At 61.0% G+C, this 16,354-nt stretch carries 13 protein-coding genes; 4 read left to right on the forward strand and 9 right to left on the reverse strand.

What is annotated here, in order from left to right; all coding sequences use genetic code 11:
* Positions 1 to 11 precede the first annotated feature (11 nt).
* Together BN32_RS15350 and BN32_RS15355 are read right to left on the reverse strand one after the other, a co-directional pair.
* The gene (locus tag BN32_RS15350) at positions 12 to 665 is read right to left on the reverse strand and encodes a 3-oxoacid CoA-transferase subunit B (RefSeq protein WP_019199475.1); all 654 of its coding nucleotides are present in this window, start codon (positions 663 to 665) and stop codon (positions 12 to 14) included.
* Positions 666 to 716: 51 nt separating this feature from the next.
* Positions 717 to 1,394 carry a 3-oxoacid CoA-transferase subunit A gene (locus BN32_RS15355; protein ID WP_202962530.1) on the reverse strand — a complete coding sequence of 226 codons (678 nt, stop codon included), beginning with the start codon at positions 1,392 to 1,394 and terminating at the stop codon, positions 717 to 719.
* Between the two features lie 311 nt (positions 1,395 to 1,705).
* Here BN32_RS15355 and BN32_RS15360 point away from each other — a divergent pair, with 311 nt between their 5' ends.
* From BN32_RS15360 to BN32_RS15370, 3 genes are all read left to right on the forward strand, one after another.
* Positions 1,706 to 2,191 (forward strand): (2Fe-2S)-binding protein, encoded by a 486-nt coding sequence (locus tag BN32_RS15360; RefSeq protein WP_040426775.1) that lies wholly within the window; start codon positions 1,706 to 1,708, stop codon positions 2,189 to 2,191.
* 84 nt (positions 2,192 to 2,275) lie between these two features.
* The gene (locus tag BN32_RS15365) at positions 2,276 to 4,630 is read left to right on the forward strand and encodes a xanthine dehydrogenase family protein molybdopterin-binding subunit (protein ID WP_019199472.1); all 2,355 of its coding nucleotides are present in this window, start codon (positions 2,276 to 2,278) and stop codon (positions 4,628 to 4,630) included.
* Between the two features lie 17 nt (positions 4,631 to 4,647).
* Entirely contained in the window at positions 4,648 to 5,448 is an 801-nt protein-coding gene (locus tag BN32_RS15370) for an FAD binding domain-containing protein (RefSeq protein WP_019199471.1), read from the forward strand.
* A gap of 69 nt (positions 5,449 to 5,517) precedes the next feature.
* Here the strand turns inward: BN32_RS15370 and BN32_RS15375 are convergent, their stop codons facing one another.
* Positions 5,518 to 5,934, reverse strand: a complete 417-nt coding sequence (locus BN32_RS15375; protein ID WP_051488521.1) for a DUF1236 domain-containing protein — start codon at positions 5,932 to 5,934, stop codon at positions 5,518 to 5,520.
* Between the two features lie 258 nt (positions 5,935 to 6,192).
* On the opposite strand from BN32_RS15375, the gene BN32_RS15380 reads away from it, so the two are divergent.
* Positions 6,193 to 8,169 carry a DEAD/DEAH box helicase gene (locus BN32_RS15380; protein WP_040426580.1) on the forward strand — a complete coding sequence of 659 codons (1,977 nt, stop codon included), beginning with the start codon at positions 6,193 to 6,195 and terminating at the stop codon, positions 8,167 to 8,169.
* Positions 8,170 to 8,176: 7 nt separating this feature from the next.
* Here the strand turns inward: BN32_RS15380 and BN32_RS15385 are convergent, their stop codons facing one another.
* The 6 genes from BN32_RS15385 to kdpB all read right to left on the reverse strand — a co-directional run bounded on the left by BN32_RS15385 (position 8,177) and on the right by kdpB (position 16,354).
* Positions 8,177 to 9,496, reverse strand: coding sequence for an NAD(P)/FAD-dependent oxidoreductase (locus BN32_RS15385; protein ID WP_019199468.1), 1,320 nt, complete (start codon positions 9,494 to 9,496; stop codon positions 8,177 to 8,179).
* A 185-nt stretch (positions 9,497 to 9,681) separates the two neighbouring features.
* Positions 9,682 to 10,125 (reverse strand): PTS sugar transporter subunit IIA, encoded by a 444-nt coding sequence (locus tag BN32_RS15390; RefSeq protein WP_019199467.1) that lies wholly within the window; start codon positions 10,123 to 10,125, stop codon positions 9,682 to 9,684.
* A 55-nt stretch (positions 10,126 to 10,180) separates the two neighbouring features.
* A complete protein-coding gene (locus tag BN32_RS15395) occupies positions 10,181 to 10,870 on the reverse strand; it encodes a response regulator transcription factor (protein WP_019199466.1) in 690 nt (229 codons plus the stop codon).
* The gene (locus tag BN32_RS15400) at positions 10,867 to 13,584 is read right to left on the reverse strand and encodes a DUF4118 domain-containing protein (RefSeq protein ID WP_019199465.1); all 2,718 of its coding nucleotides are present in this window, start codon (positions 13,582 to 13,584) and stop codon (positions 10,867 to 10,869) included. The genes BN32_RS15395 and BN32_RS15400 overlap by 4 nt, the downstream gene beginning before the upstream one ends.
* A gap of 35 nt (positions 13,585 to 13,619) precedes the next feature.
* Positions 13,620 to 14,222: a K(+)-transporting ATPase subunit C gene (locus BN32_RS15405; RefSeq protein ID WP_019199464.1), complete on the reverse strand. Its 603-nt coding sequence runs from the start codon at positions 14,220 to 14,222 to the stop codon at positions 13,620 to 13,622.
* 11 nt (positions 14,223 to 14,233) lie between these two features.
* Complete coding sequence (gene kdpB / locus BN32_RS15410) at positions 14,234 to 16,354, reverse strand: potassium-transporting ATPase subunit KdpB (RefSeq protein ID WP_019199463.1); 2,121 nt, start codon at positions 16,352 to 16,354, stop codon at positions 14,234 to 14,236.

Genomic DNA, 16,354 nt, shown 5'->3' on the forward strand with positions numbered 1-16,354 from the left:
CCACTGCTGGATCAGGCCGCGCGCGCGGGCTGCATCATGTCCTTGCAGCCGGGCGCAAGCTGTAATCTCGGCTCTGTCATGGCCTGCAATGTCTCCAGCGTCATGCCCGGGACCATCTCGGCCACCATGAGGCCCGCCGGCGTGACATCGATCACCGCATAGTTGGTGTAGATGCGCTTCACCACGCCTGCCGCTGTGAGCGGATAGCTGCAGCGGAACTTGATGCGTGGCTGCCCCTTCTTGTCGGTGTGCTCCATAAGGACGCGAATTTCCTTGGCGCCGACCGCAAGATCCATCGCCCCACCGACACCCGGCGGAAATTCAGTGTCCTCCGTGGTCCAGTTGGCGAGATCGCCCTTTTCCGACACCTCGAATGCGCCGAGCAGGCTGACATCGAGATGGCCGCCGCGGATCATCAGAAACGCATCGGCGTGATGGACGTAACACCCGCCGGTCACCAACGTTGTCAGATTCTTACCCGCATCGGTGAGTTCTTCATCTTCCTCACCGGGCTTCGGCGGGCCACCCATACCGAGCACACCGTTCTCGCTGTGAAAAATCACCTCGCGGGTTTTCGGCACAAAGCCCGAGGTCAGCGTCGGAATGCCGATACCGAGATTGACGTAAGCGCCCTCCGGCAAATCCTGCGCGGCGCGCCATGCCATCTGGTGACGTGTCAAAGGGATATAATGAGCGGTTGCATCAAGGGTCACGTTTCAGCTCCCAATCTTGCGCGGTTCGGCAACGACAATCCTGTCGACGAAAATCCCGGGTGTCACAACGGCTTCGGGATCGAGCGAACCGAGTTCAACCATGGTCTCGACCTCAACCACGGTCAGCTCCGCGGCCATCGCACAGACCGGATTAAAGTTACGGGCGGATTTGCGGTAGGTAAGATTTCCCCAGCGGTCGGCTTTGGCCGCTTTCACCAGCGCGATGTCACCCTTCAGCGGCTTCTCGAATACATGAAGCCGACCGTCGATTTCGCGCTGCTCCTTGCCTTCGGCGAGCTTGGTGCCCGCCGAAACCGGCGAGAAAAATCCACCGAGGCCGGCGGCGGCGCAACGCATGCGCTCGCTAATGGTGCCTTGCGGCACCAATTCCAGTTCAAGGCTCCTGGCACGATAGGCATTCAGGAACGCGCTGTAGTCGCCCGAGCGCGGATAAGAGCAGATGACCTTGCGCACACGGCCGGAGTTGATGAGGCGCGCCAATCCATGATCGCCATTGCCTGAGTTGTTGGCGACGATGGTCAATTCCTTTGCTCCCTGATCGTGCAGCGCTTCGAGCAGATTGTCGGCGACGCCCACCACGCCAAAACCGGGCACCAGCACGGTCGCACCGTCCTGCACCCCGGCGACCGCCGCCGCCAGTGTCTCCACGCGCTTGTCGATCACCTCGTTACTCCTTGTTAGCGTTCTATTTTCTCGCCTTTCTCTGTTGAGCCTAGGCAAAAAGAGAGCGCCGATCAAACCTCGCGTCGGCATTGAGGGGATGCAGAAAGCAGCACTCTCTCGCAACTGCGAAATGAGCCCTGCATGTGGTGCACGCCGCGCGATTCAAGGCACATCGCGCATGTGCTTCACGTCCAGATGATCGCGCGATGACATCCGCGACGAAAATCGACGTTGCAAAGTTTTACGCGCCGGTTGTTAATTAGAACAATTACAAAAAGCGTTTTCTGGAAATCACTGGGGAGGTGCTTGTGTCTACAATCAAATTGACAGTCAACGGCAAGGCGGTTTCTGCCGATGTCGAGGATCGGACCCTTCTGGTCCATCTGCTGCGCGATCATCTCGGCCTTACCGGTACCCACGTGGGATGCGACACCAGCCAGTGCGGCGCCTGCATCGTCCATATCGACGGCCGCGCGGTGAAATCCTGCACCACATTGGTCGGCCAGGCCAATGGCGCCAACGTCACTACCATTGAAGGTATTTCGAAGGGCGACACCCTGCACCCGATGCAGGCGGCATTCCGCGACAATCACGGGCTCCAGTGCGGTTACTGTACGCCGGGCATGATCATGTCGGCTATCGACATCGTGCAGCGCCATCCCGGCGGCCTCGACGAAGAAACCGTTCGTCACGAGCTGGAAGGCAACATCTGCCGCTGCACAGGGTACCACAACATCGTCAAGTCGGTGCTCGACGCCGCCGGGCGCATGAAGGTTTCGGCCGCCGCGGAATGATCCGCGACGACGACTCAATAATCAGATGTGCAACTGCCCGCGCTGCTCGCGCGACCAAGGCAGCCCTATGGAAAGGTCGGGATTATGAGTGTTGAAGGTATCGGCGCACGGGTAGCGCGCAAGGAAGACAAGCGTTTCATCACCGGCAAGGGCAAATACACCGACGACGTCCGCCTTCATGGCATGACCTATGCGTCATTCGTCCGTAGCCCGCACGCCCACGCAAAAATCAAAAACATCGACGTCACGGCCGCCATGAAGATGCCTGGCGTGGTCGATGTGCTGACAGGCCAGCAGCTTGTCGATGACAAGATCGGTAACCTGATCTGCGGCTGGATGATCCACTCCAAGGACGGCTCGCCGATGAAAATGGGCGCGTGGCCGGCCATGGCGCCCGAAACCGTGCGCTTTGTCGGAAACGCAGTGGCTGTCGTTATCGCGGAAACCCGCAATCAGGCTCGCGATGCGGCGGAAGCCGTCGAGGTGACCTACGAAGAACTTCCGGCGGTCGCGGACATTCGTTCGGCTATCGCATCCGGCGCGCCGCAGCTTCATCCCGAAGCACCCGGCAACGTCATTTATGACTGGAGCATCGGTGACGAGGCCGCGACCGGCGACGCCTTCAAGAGGGCCGCCAATGTCGTGTCGATGGACATCATCAACAACCGGCTGGTGCCGAACGCGATGGAACCGCGCGCAGCAGTCGCTGAGTACGACTCCGCCGAAGAGCATTTTACGCTCTACACGACGTCGCAGAATCCCCACGTCGCACGCCTTGTGCTGTCGGCATTCTATAACGTCGCGCAGGAGCACAAGCTGCGCGTGATCGCACCGGATGTGGGCGGCGGCTTCGGCTCCAAGATTTTCATCTATCCGGAAGAAATGGTCGCGCTGTGGGCCTCCAAGCGCACCGGCCGTCCAGTGAAATGGACGTCCGACCGCACCGAGGCATTTCTCACCGACGCCCACGGCCGCGATCATCTCACCAAAGCAGAGATGGCGTTCGACAAGGACAACAAGATCATTGGTCTGCGGGTGAAGACCCACGCCAATCTCGGCGCCTACATGTCGCTGTTCTCGTCGTCGGTGCCGACCTATCTCTACGCCACGCTACTGTCGGGCCAGTACAACATCCCGAACATCTATGCCGAGGTGATCAGCGTCTATACCAACACCACCCCGGTCGATGCCTATCGCGGCGCGGGCCGTCCCGAAGCCTCTTTCGTGATGGAGCGGATGATGGAAACCGCGGCGCGGCAGCTCAAGGTCGATCCGGCCGAGCTGCGCCGCAAGAACTTCATCACCAGCTTCCCGCACCAGACGCCGGTGATCATGGCCTACGACGCCGGAGATTTTAACGCCTCGCTCGACGCCGCCCTAAAAGCCATCGACTACGCCGGCTTCCCTGCCCGGAAGGCGCAGGCCAAGAAAGACGGCAAGCTGCGCGGCATCGGCTTCTCCTGCTACATCGAAGCCTGCGGCATCGCGCCCTCGAAAGCCGTCGGCAGTCTCGGCGCGGGCGTCGGCCTGTGGGAATCCTGCGAGGTGCGGGTCAATCCCGTCGGCACCATCGAAATCCTGACCGGTTCGCACAGCCACGGCCAGGGCCATGAGACGACGTTTGCCCAGGTGGTTGCCGATCGTCTCGGCATTCCCATCAGTCAGGTGGCGATCGTTCACGGCGATACCGACAAGGTGCAATTCGGCATGGGCACCTATGGCTCACGCTCCGGCGCCGTCGGCATGTCGGCCATCGTCAAGGCGATGGAGAAGGTCGAAGCCAAGGCAAAGAAAATCGTCGCGCATCAGCTTGAAGCGTCGGAAAACGACATCGTCATCGAGAACGGCGAGTTCAAGGTCACCGGCACCGACAAGGCGATTGCGCTGCCGATGGTCGCTCTCGCTGCCTACACCGCGCACAACCTGCCGGAAGGCATGGAGCCCGGCCTGAAGGAAACCGCGTTCTACGATCCGACCAACTTCACCTTCCCCGCCGGGGCCTACGTCTGCGAGGTCGACGTCGATCCCGGAACCGGCAAGACCGACATCGTCAACTTCGTCGCGGCCGATGACTTCGGACGCCTGATCAACCCGATGATCGTCGAGGGTCAGGTTCACGGCGGTCTTGCGCAAGGCATCGGACAGGCCATGCTGGAAGGCGCAGTCTACGACAAGAGCGGTCAGCTCCTGACCGCCTCGTTTATGGATTACGCCATGCCCCGCGCCGACGATCTGCCTTCGTTCAAGGTGTCACACACCATGACGCTCTGCCCGAGCAATCCGCTCGGAATCAAGGGATGCGGCGAAGCCGGCGCCATCGGCTCGACGCCGGCGGTGATCAACGCGATCACCGATGCCATCGGCAACAACAAACTCGAAATGCCGGCCTCTCCTGATCGGGTGTGGCACGCCATCCATCAGCAACAGGCCGCAGAGTAAGGACGGGGAGAAGCATCATGTACGAGACAACCTATCACCGTCCATCCAGCGTCGATGACGCAGTCGCACTTTTCAAGAAGGGCTCCGACTCGAAGTATCTTGCCGGCGGCCACACGCTGCTGCCGGTGATGAAGCAGCGCCTCGCACAGCCCTCCGACGTGATCGACCTCGCGCGGATACCCGCACTGGTCGGCGTGTCCGCGACCGCAGATGCACTGATCATCAAGGCGGCGACGACCTACTACGACATCCTCACCAGCGCGGATGCGAAGAAGGCAATCCCCGCTATCGTGCACCTGACCTCGATGCTCGGCGATCCCGCGGTGCGTTATCGCGGCACTATAGGCGGATCGATCGCCAACAACGATCCGGCGGCGGATTATCCGGCCGCCGTGGTGGCGCTCGACGCAACGGTGAAAACCAATAAGCGCAGCATCAAGGCCGATGATTTCTTCCAGGGCCTGTTCACCACCGCGCTGGAAGAAGGCGAGATCATCACGGAAGTCTCGTTCCCGATTCCGGCGAAGGCAGCGTACTCAAAGATGCGGCACCCGGCCTCACGATTTGCCCTCACCGGCGTGTTTGTCGCCAAGACGAAATCGGGAGACGTACGCGTCGCTGCCACAGGCGCGGCGCAGAACGGCGTGATGCGCGTGCCCGCCATCGAGGCGGCGCTCAAGGCGAATTGGTCTGCCGACACACTCGACAGCGTGACGATTTCAGCCGACGGGCTGATGGCAGACATCCATGGATCGGCGCCTTACCGCGCCAACCTTATCAAGGTGATGGCGCAACGCGCAGTCGCCGCGGCAGGCTGAATTTCTCATTTCGCGAAAATGAAAGGCCGCCCCTGAAGGGCGACCTTTCGTTATTACGAGTAACGAACCTCATTCGACGATCTGAACCACGCGACGGGTTCGCGGATCGACCAGAACCGTACGATCATTCACAACAGTGTAGCGATAGTCGCGAATACCATACTCTTCGGGGACGTCGTAATAGGTCACACCGTCCTCGGGAAGAACGACGCCGACCGCGAGATCGTTCTGATACCGGTAAGACGGACGGCGCTGTTCAACCACATAGCTGCGGAAGCGCGATCGCTGATCGACACCCAGCACCCCCGCAACACCGCCGACCACGCCACCCACCGTACCGCCGACAATCGCCCCGACGGGACCCGCCGCGCGCTCGCCTTCACGTGCCCCGCGTTCGATTCCGCCCGGAACGCCCTGCGCCGATGCGACCGCCGGAATGAGCGCGCCAGTCGAAATCATCGCCAAAACCATCAAAGTCCGTTTCATATTCAAACTCCCGATTGTGGATTGTCGGGAAACACAAGTGGTCCGGAGCCGAATGGTTCCTGATATTGCTGCAACAATCGCGGAATCGGTCCTTTATTGGTCATTTGGGCCAGTATTTGTTGGCTCTTTCCGCAAAATTGGCCTAAAGCACCGGCAACTCACCGATCCTGTGAAGCTGTGAAAGCGTCCGCACATCGAGCGCGCGTGTCCGATCCATGTTGATCAGACAGTGACAGCGCCAACCAAGGTTGAACGTCCGTGAAATCCCTGTCCGCAAGTCCGCCGCTCGCCCGCGCTTTGGCGGAGCGCAACTATAACGACGCAACGCCGGTCCAGACCGCCGTACTCGCCCGCGATGCCGTTGGCCGAGACCTTTTGGTGTCGGCGCAAACCGGCTCAGGCAAGACCGTCGCCTACGGGCTGGCGATTGCCAAGGACATGATGGGTGACGCCGAACGCCTGCCGAGAGCAGGCGCGCCGCTCGCACTGATCGTCGCGCCGACGCGTGAACTGGCCCTGCAGGTTCATCGCGAACTGGAATGGCTTTATGCCTATGCGGGCGCCCGTGTCGTGTCCTGCGTCGGCGGCATGGACCCTCAACGCGAGAAGCGCGAACTCGAAGCCGGCGCGCATATCGTGGTCGGCACGCCGGGGCGGCTATGCGATCATATCCGCCGCAAGCGTCTCGATGTCTCCGAACTGAAGGCGGTCGTGCTGGACGAAGCCGATGAGATGCTCGATCTCGGCTTTCGCGAAGATATGGAATTCATTCTCAAGACCACGCCGGACACACGCCGCACGCTGCTGTTCTCAGCGACCTTGCCGCGCACAATTATCTCCATTACCAAGCAATATCAGAACGCCCCCTTTCGCATCGAAGTGGCCGGCAGCGACGGCGGCCATGCCGATATTGAGTATCGCGCGATTCGTATCGCGCCGGGCGATGTCGAACATGCCGTCGTCAACGTGCTGCGGTTTTTCGAATCCCCCAGCGCCATCGTGTTCTGCAACACGCGCAACGCGGTGAACCATTTGCAGGCGGCGCTGCTTGAGCGCGGCTTCTCCGTGGTCGCACTGTCGGGCGAACTGACCCAGAACGAACGAACCAAAGCATTACAGTCGCTGCGCGACGGACGCGCGCGGGTCTGCGTCGCCACTGACGTTGCGGCACGCGGCCTCGACCTGCCCAGTTTGGGCCTTGTCATTCATGCCGACCTGCCGAACGATCCGGAAGTGCTGCAGCACCGATCGGGCCGCACCGGACGCGCGGGCAAGAAGGGCATTAGCGTGATGCTCGTGATACCCGCACGCAAGCGGCGTGCGGAATTACTGCTGAATATGGCGGGCATCGATGCGGTGTGGGGGATCGCTCCAACGGTTGAGGAAATTCGCGCTCTCGACCAGCAGCGCATGTTGCAGGACGCGCTGTTCGGCGAAGAAACGACGGAAGACGATCTCGTGCTGGCACGCGCACTGCTCGCCGAGCGATCCGCTGAGGACATCGCGGCGGCACTGGCGCGGCTTTATCGCTCGCGCCTCCCCTCGCCTGAAGACATCCTCGATCCCGGCCAGGGTGGCCGGTCACGCGACGACCGAGGATTGCGCGAAGATCGCGGCGCGAGACGCGACAGCCGCGAGCCGCGCGGCGATGATCGGGCGCCACGCGCGAAATCGAAATCACGCGGCGAGATGCCCGAAGGCAGCGTCTGGTTTCGCGCCGCAATCGGCCGCAACAAGAACGCCGAGGCTCGCTGGCTGCTGCCGATGATCTGCCGCCGCGGCGGAATCGGAAAACAGGATATCGGCGCCATTCGCATCTTCGACGCCAGCACCGAGTTCGAGATTTCCGCGAACGCGGTCGACGAGTTTACCGCCAAGATCAAGCGCCCCGACAAGGAAGACAATATCCGCATCGAGGCGCTGCCGAACGGACCGCAGGGCGATACCCCATCGTTCGACAAGCGCCCGCGAAAGCCTGCGCATAGGGATAAGGATTTCAGCCCCAAACCGCGCCGTGATGACAAACCGCGTTACGACGACAAACCGCGATTTGACGACAAGCCGAAACGCCACGACAAACCGCTGAGGGACGACGCTCGCCGCTTCGAGGGTGCGCCGGCGCGAGGCAAGGGCCCAAAGCCCGGGAAGAGCCAGGATCGCCAGAGCTGGCCGGACGTCGACAAGCCATCTTTCGGCAAGAAGCCGAAGAAAAAGAAACACCGCAAAGGCGCGTAAGCTTCCGCTACGTCGGCTTGCGATAGTCCAGCGCACTGCGTCCTTGGGTAATCAGCCGGGCGCTGCGCTGGTCGCGCAGGTAATTCCATAGCCAACTGATCGCGACGCTGAGCCGGTTGCGCACACCAATCAGAAAATAGATGTGCGCGATCCCCCATATCCACCACGCAAGCGCCCCGCGCAGCTTGATCCGGCCAAAATCGATCACCGCCAGCCGCTTGCCGATCTGAGCAAGACTGCCGGCATGCTTGTAGTGAAACGGCGCGGAGGGCGTCTCGCCGCGCAGGCGGGCTTTGATAATGTTCGCCACGTAGCGCCCCTGCTGTTTCGCGGCGGGCGCGATGCCGGGTACGGGCTGACCGTCGGGTGCAGCGATCGTCACCGTATCACCAACGGCAAATATCTCCGGATGACCGGGCACCGTCAGGTCGGGCTCGACAATCACTCGCCCGGCACGATCGAGCGGCACCCCGAGCCATTCCGCTGCGGGCGACGCACGTACGCCGGCAGCCCATATGATGGTGCTCGATTTCAGATTCTCGCCGCCATAAACTACGCCATCGGCACTGCATTCGGATACTGCGCGTCCCAGCACGACCTCGACTCCGATGCGCTCCAGCGAGCGGTGCGCGTAGTCCGACAGATCCTCGGCGAAGCCCGCAAGCACGCGCGGCCCGGCCTCAATGAGAACAACGCGCGCAGCGCGCGTATCGATGTTACGGAAGTCCGGCGGCAGCGTCACGCGGGCCAGATCCGCGATGGTGCCGGCGAGTTCAACGCCTGTGGGGCCGCCTCCGACAATTACGAACGTCAGCAGCGCGGCACGCCGCTGTGAATCACTCTCACGCTCCGCGCGCTCGAACGCCAGTAAAAGACGCCGACGGATCGTCGTCGCATCTTCGAGCGTCTTCAGGCCGGGCGCGAACGGCTCCCATTCATCGCGGCCGAAATAGGCATGCCGGACCCCGGTCGCGAGCACCAGCGTGTCGTAACCCAGCGCATCACCATCCTCCAGCAACACACGCCGCGCGGCGACATCGACGCCTGTGACCGATGCGAGCAGTGTGGTCACCTCACGCCGCCCGCTCAGTAGGTGCCGTATCGGCCACGCGATTTCCGAGGTTGCGAGCGAAGCAGTCGCCACTTGATAAAGCAGAGGCTGAAACAGATGGTGATTGCGCCGGTCGATCAGCGTGATGCTGACCGGAGTACCCGCGAGGCGGTAGACGGTTTCCAGTCCGCCAAATCCGGCGCCGACCACGACGACACGATGGCAGTCCGGCGCCGTAACGTTGTCTCTTCCGCTCGGAACATCCCGTTCCATCATGTCTCTCCAGAGAAAGGTTCATCAGTTGGCGGGAAATTTCCGGGCAAAGCAAGCCGGCTGTTAGGGGTCACGCGGCATGATCCAACGGATTCACGCGAGAATTTCACCCAACAAGATAACGCTCCGGCCGACGCCCAGCTAGTTTGCATTGAGCAAAGGAATGCCGCCGCAACCGGAGGAAAGCATTATCTGGTGATCGCTGCGTAAAGTTCGGATTCAGTCCTCGCACGTCGCAATTGGACCAGACATTCTGGAGTTCTCAGCTTCCGGGCAACCAATGCCAGCGCGCCGAGTTGATCTCTCCCAGCCGTGGCGGGTAGCAGAACCGAAAAAAACAGATCGACGGGCTCTCCGTCAATCGCAGCAAAATCGATCGGCTGCTTCAGTCTTGTCATGATGCCGTATGGCTCTCTCACCATCGGCAACCTAGCGTGCGGAACGGCCACCCCGCGTCCCATGCCGGTGGATCCGAATTCCTCGCGTTTCAGAAGTTCTGAGGAGACATAGTCCGCCTCCAGGCCGAGGTTCAAAGCCGCCCTCCGCGCCAGATCTCGCAGAAGCAGTTCCTTTTGCGCAATTCGCATGTCGATGACAACATCGGCCGGCGAGAGAAAGTCAGATATCTTCATAGGAACTCCAGGCGGTACAGTCGAAAAGGGCTCGGCTTAGGGACAGCTCCCTATGCTAATCCGGGGCGCGCAGCCGATACCCGATGCCCGTCTCCGTTAGAACGTATTGGGGCCGCTCCGCATCGCCTTCGATCTTTTGCCGGAGCTGACGGACATAGACGCGGAGGTATTGCGCGTCCGTCAGGTCGTCCCAGAGTTCATGCAAAAGAAACTTATGGGTCAGAACCTTGCCTGCATGCTGAACCAGAACGCGTAGCAGATCATACTCTTTTGGCGACAGCTTCACGTCTCGCTCGCCGACCTTGACCAGACGCCGGACGAGATCGACCGAGAGATCGCCGGCGCGGAATATCGGACGCTCGCCATGAACTTGTAACTGATGGCGCAGCGCAGCCCTGATGCGGGCGAGCAGTTCATCCATGCCGAAAGGCTTGGTCACATAATCGTCAGCACCGAGATCAAGCGCCTGAACCTTGCCAGCTTCATCACCCCTGCTGGATAACACGACGATTGGAACGCTGTCGTTCCGCGCGCGGATCACGCGCAGAAGTTCGTGACCTTGTATATCAGGAAGGCCGAGATCGAGAATGACCAGATCCGGATTGTCGTTCATGAGTTCGAGCGCCGTCTTGCCGTTCGGCGCATCGAGAATCTCATAGCCCTGTGTGCTCAGGCCCATCCGCAGCAGCTTGCGGATCGGCGGCTCATCATCGATGACGAGAATCTTGAGCGGAGCGGCGCTCATGCGGCTGTATCCAATGTTTCGGTCGTTTTCGGAATCGGCAACCGGATGGTCAGGATCGCGCCGGTGCGATCGGACCGATTTGCGGCCGAGATCGTTCCGTGCATGGACTCCACGAATCCGCGAGCAATTGCAAGCCCGAGACCGGTGCCGGGCCGCACGTGATCGCCTTTCTGCACGCGATAGAACTTATCGAAAATGTTTTCCAGTTCATCCGGAGGAATCCCGCTGCCCTCATCCAGAATCTGAAGGCAAACGAAATTCGCTTCCTTCCAGCTTTGAATCTGAATCAGGCTGCCGGTCGGAGCATACTTGGCAGCATTATCAAGGAGATTGAAGAGAGCCTGCTCGAAGAGGACTGCATCAAGCTCAAGCATTGGCAAATCGGCCTGCAACCGCAATTCAACACGGTGCTGCGTCAAGATCTTGCTGGCACGCCTGAGCGCAGTATCGATAACTTCGCCGAGATCGTGAGGTGCAGAATTCGGCACGATAGCGCCCGATTCAAGTTTTGTCATATCAAGCAGGTTTGCGATGAACCTGTTGAGTCGTTCGGACTCGTCGATAATCGTCGCAAGCAGCTCGCTTTTCTCCGTATCGCTCAATTTCGCCGAAAGATCCTGCAACGTGCTCGCGGCGCCGAGAACCGAGGACAAGGGTGTCTTGAGATCGTGAGAAATCGACGTCAGCAGCGCGGATCGCAGCCGGTCGGTTTCCATCACGCGCTTGACGTGATCGATATCTTCCACGAGCCGAACACGCTCGATCGCCAATGCCCCTTGATCCATCAACGCGTCGAGCAAACGCGTCTGATCGGGCGTGAGGATCGGTCCTGTACGGTCGTCATCGATTCCAACAACGCCAATCGGTCCGCGACCGGTCCGCATGGGGAGAAATAGTCGCTTCGCTCCGGGCAGCGTGTCCGAGCCGCGCCCAGCGGGGCGATCATTGCTCCATGCCCAGTTCGCGGCCGCGAGGTCGGCCTGATCGAGCTCGTCTTCGGGCGGATACCCTGCCTTGACCGTGATGAAACCATGCTCCGGCAGCAACAGCACAACTCGCACCTTCAACATCAGCGCGGTTTGATACGCTGTCGCCCACAACACATCGTCAAGGGTCGCGGTTCCGGCGAGCTTGCGGCTGAACGAATAGAGATACTCGGTCGTGCGCGCCCTACCCGTCGCCATCACAGCCTGGGTCCGGACCCGCGCCGCGACGTTGGAAACGATCATCGCGATCAGCATGAAGAAGAAGAACGCCGCGACGTTGGTCGGGTCGGTGATGCTGAACGTATAGACCGGCGGCAGAAAGAAGAAATTGTAGCACAGCGAAGCTGCGAAACCAGCAACTAGCGACGGGGACAGACCATAGCGCACCGCGACGGTGACAACGACGGTCAGGAAAACGAGATCGACGTTCTCGATGCCAAGAACCGGAAAAATCAGCTTGCTGATGCCGAGCGCGAGCGCGACGAGCGACAGCGCCACCACATACGGCAGCGGATCGGCGGCCTCCGCGCGCTCCGCCGTCCGCACACCCTTGCCAGCGAATGTCTCCGGATCGAGATTGTCGCCGGCGATGACGTTAATGCTGATATTGCCGGCGCGCCGCACCAGATCGTGGACGACCGAGCCACGCACCAGCTCAAACCACCAGGAACGGGTCGCCTTCCCGATCACAATCTGGGTGACGTTGTTGGCTCGCGCGAAGGCGAGAATGTCGTTGGCGATACGGCGTTCGACGGCAGGGATCGTCAAGGCGTCGGCTCCCAGCGCCTCCGCAAGCCGCAACGTGGTCGCAATCCGGTCGCGCTCAGCGTCGCTCAACTGCAAGCTCCGCCGGGTTTCGATACAGATGGCCGTCCAGGGCGCATGCAGCCGGTCCGCGAGGCGTTTGGTGTAACGGATCAGACCGGCCGCGCGCGGGTCTTCGCTGACGCAGACCAGAATCCGCTCACCCGCCGCCCAAGGCCCCGGGATGGCATTGGCCTGCATGTGATTGAGCAATTGATCGTCGACGCGCTCTGCGGTCCGTCGTAACGCCAGTTCACGCAGCGCAGTCAGATTGCCCGGCGAAAAATAATGCTCAAGCGCGCGCTCGGCCTGTTTGGGAACGTAGACCTTGCCTTCCTTGAGGCGCTGGATCAGATCGCCCGGCGTCAGATCTACCAGCTCGATGTCATCGGCGCGGGCGATGATGGAATCCGGCACGGTCTCGCGCACGCGCACGCGGGTGATCTGTGCGACAACGTCGTTCAGACTCTCGATATGCTGGATGTTGACGGCGGTGTAGACATCGATGCCGTTGTCCAGCAGTTCCTCAACATCCATGTAGCGTTTCGGATGGCGGCTGCCGGGCGCATTGGTGTGCGCGAGTTCGTCGACGATGGCGATCTTCGGCCGCCGCGCCAGCAAGCCATCGAGATCCATCTCGTCGAGGGTCTGGCCCTTGTAGGCAAGCGCCTTGCGGGGGAGAACTTCGAGACCGTGCAACAGCGCCTGCGTTTCCAGCCGCCCGTGAGTCTCGACAACGCCGATCACAACATCAACGCCGGCGTTCAGCTTGGCATGCGCGCTCTGCAGCATTTCATAGGTCTTGCCAACGCCGGGAGCGGCACCAAGAAATATCTTCAGGCGACCGCCGCCGTCTTCGCGGCGCGCAGCCTCAAGCAATGCTTCAGGTGATGGTCGTTGTTCAGTATCGCGAATGATTGCCATCAGGCATTCAGGTCCTCACGGATAATCTCCGGATGCTACTTCGTCGCGCGATCCAGCGCCAGATTGAGCGCCAGCACATTCACGCGCGGCTCGCCGAGCAGCCCCGCAAGCCGGCTTTCCACGCTCTCGTTAACCAGTTTGCGGACCGCATCTTCCGGCAGCTTGCGCGCGGTCGCGACCCGAGGGACCTGAAACAGTGCAGCTTCCGGCGAAATGTGGGGATCGAGGCCGCTGCCCGTGGTCATGACCAGATCGGTCGGGACCGGCATCGACGGGTTCTCAGCCTTCAGCCTGGCGACGTCCTCGCTCATGCGGTCGCTGAGCGCCTTGCTGGTCGGACCAAGATTCGAGCCTGAAGAATTCGCCGCATTGTACGGTGCAGGAATGGTCTTGGTCGAATCCGCAGGGTCCACCGTTGTGGTTACGGACGGACGGCCATGGAAGTACCTGTCTTCCTTGAACTCCTGACCGATCAGCGCCGAACCGATCGTCTTTCCGTCCTTCTCGATCAGACTGCCCTGCGCCTGATACGGAAAGATCGTGCCGGCAATGCCGGTGATGGCGAGCGGATAGGCCAGACCGGTGATGACCGTGAGACCGACGAGAATGAAGAACGCGGGCCGGATTTCTTTCAACATTGTGCTTCTCCTCAGGCAAGATGCAAGGCGGTCACGATCAGATCGATCGCCTTAATGCCGATAAACGGGATGATAATGCCGCCGACGCCATAGATCAGCAGGTTGCGGCTCAGCAGCGCGCCAGCCCCCATCGGTTTGTAGGCAACGCCCTTCAGCGCCAGCGGTATCAGCGCGATGATAATGATCGCGTTGAAGATGATCGCCGACAGGATCGCGCTTTGCGGGCTCGACAGATTCATGATGTTGAGTGCCTGCAGTTGCGGATAGAATGCGAGGAAGATCGCCGGGATGATGGCAAAATATTTCGCCACGTCGTTGGCAATCGAGAACGTGGTCAGTGCGCCGCGCGTCATCAGCAGCTGCTTGCCGATTTCGACGACCTCGATCAGCTTGGTCGGGTTTGAATCGAGGTCGACCATGTTGCCGGCTTCGCGTGCCGCCTGCGTACCAGTGTTCATCGCCACACCGACGTCAGCCTGCGCCAGAGCCGGCGCGTCATTGGTGCCGTCGCCGCACATGGCCACGAGCTTGCCCTTGGCCTGCTCATCGCGAATGAGCTTCAGCTTATCCTCTGGCGTCGCCTGCGCAAGGAAATCATCGACGCCCGCTTCGGCGGCGATCGCCGCCGCAGTCATCGGATTGTCGCCGGTGATCATCACGGTCCGGATGCCCATGCGGCGCAGTTCGGCAAACCGCTCGCGGATGCCACCCTTGACGATATCTTTAAGGTGAATCACGCCAAGCAGTCTGCCGTCACGCGCCACAGCCAACGGAGTTCCGCCCGCTTTCGCGATCTCATCGGCAATCGTCTGGATTTCCCGTACGGTGTCGGCATCGGTTGCAGGCGAAAGCGCACGAACCGCACCGCCCGAGGCGACTGCCGCACGCGGGCCGCCGTTGACATAGTTCAGGATCGCATCGACCGCGCCCTTGCGAACCGACGACCCGCCAGCATCGACACCGCTCATGCGGGTCTGCGCCGTGAACGGAACGAAGGTAGCTCCAAGCTCGCCCATATCGCGGCCACGGATGCCATACTTCTCCTTGGCAAGAACAACGATGGAACGACCTTCCGGCGTCTCGTCGGCAAGCGACGCCAACTGTGCAGCGTCCGCAAGCTCCTGCTCGGTAACTCCATGCACGGGACGGAATGCCGTCGCCTGGCGATTGCCGAGCGTGATGGTTCCGGTCTTGTCCAGGAGCAGTGTATCAACGTCGCCCGCGGCCTCAACCGCACGGCCGGACATGGCCAGCACATTGAACCGCACCAGGCGATCCATGCCGGCAATGCCAATGGCGGACAGAAGCGCACCGATCGTGGTCGGGATCAGGGTGACGAACAAAGCCACCAGCACAACGATCGACACCGATCCGCCGGCATAAGCCGCATAGCTCGGAATCGTGACCGTCGCGAACACAAAAATGATAGTCAGACCGGCGAGCAGAATGTTAAGCGCAATCTCGTTCGGCGTCTTCTGGCGCTCGGCGCCTTCGACCAGCCTGATCATGCGATCGATGAAGGTCGAACCTTGCGCCGCTGTGATGCGGACGCGGATCCAGTCCGACAGCACTTGGGTACCGCCTGTCACGGCAGAACGATCGCCACCCGACTCGCGGATCACCGGGGCTGACTCGCCCGTGATCGCCGCCTCGTTGACCGAGGCGACGCCTTCGATCACTTCGCCGTCGGAGGGGATGTCGTCGCCTGCTTCCACCAGCACGATGTCGCCAACCTTCAGGCTGGTGCCGGGCACCAAGCGGTAGGTTCTGTCCGATCCCGAACCCATCAACAGCTTGGCCTGGCTTTCCGTCCGGGTCTTCTTGAGAGATTCGGCCTGGGCCTTACCGCGGCCTTCAGCGATCGCTTCCGCGAAATTGGCGAACAGCACCGTGAACCAGAGCCACAGGATGATCTGGAAAGTAAAGCCGAGATCCTCGCCGCCGGTGAACAGCGCGCGCAGGAAGATGATCGTCGTCAACGCAGCGACGACTTCCACCACGAACATCACCGGATTTCTGATCATCGACCGGGGATCGAGCTTGACAAAAGCAGACCCGATCGCGGGGAAGACGATTTTCGGATCGAGCATCGCCGATCCCGTCGTCCGCTTTTGCAGTTTTAACGTTTCCAT

This window comes from Afipia birgiae 34632 (genome assembly GCF_000308295.2).
Taxonomy (GTDB): domain Bacteria; phylum Pseudomonadota; class Alphaproteobacteria; order Rhizobiales; family Xanthobacteraceae; genus Afipia; species Afipia birgiae.

What these genes read in the sequence shown, in the direction of transcription:
- BN32_RS15350 (WP_019199475.1), bottom strand. Translation starts at nt 665, where the DNA reads ATGGCATGGCGCGCCGCGCAGGATTTGCCGGAGGGCGCTTACGTCAAT.
- BN32_RS15365 (WP_019199472.1), top strand. Translation starts at nt 2,276, where the DNA reads ATGAGTGTTGAAGGTATCGGCGCACGGGTAGCGCGCAAGGAAGACAAG.
- BN32_RS15370 (WP_019199471.1), top strand. Translation starts at nt 4,648, where the DNA reads ATGTACGAGACAACCTATCACCGTCCATCCAGCGTCGATGACGCAGTC.
- BN32_RS15375 (WP_051488521.1), bottom strand. Translation starts at nt 5,934, where the DNA reads ATGAAACGGACTTTGATGGTTTTGGCGATGATTTCGACTGGCGCGCTC.
- BN32_RS15385 (WP_019199468.1), bottom strand. Translation starts at nt 9,496, where the DNA reads ATGATGGAACGGGATGTTCCGAGCGGAAGAGACAACGTTACGGCGCCG.
- BN32_RS15390 (WP_019199467.1), bottom strand. Translation starts at nt 10,125, where the DNA reads ATGAAGATATCTGACTTTCTCTCGCCGGCCGATGTTGTCATCGACATG.
- BN32_RS15395 (WP_019199466.1), bottom strand. Translation starts at nt 10,870, where the DNA reads ATGAGCGCCGCTCCGCTCAAGATTCTCGTCATCGATGATGAGCCGCCG.
- BN32_RS15400 (WP_019199465.1), bottom strand. Translation starts at nt 13,584, where the DNA reads ATGGCAATCATTCGCGATACTGAACAACGACCATCACCTGAAGCATTG.
- BN32_RS15405 (WP_019199464.1), bottom strand. Translation starts at nt 14,222, where the DNA reads ATGTTGAAAGAAATCCGGCCCGCGTTCTTCATTCTCGTCGGTCTCACG.
- kdpB (WP_019199463.1), bottom strand. Translation starts at nt 16,354, where the DNA reads ATGGAAACGTTAAAACTGCAAAAGCGGACGACGGGATCGGCGATGCTC.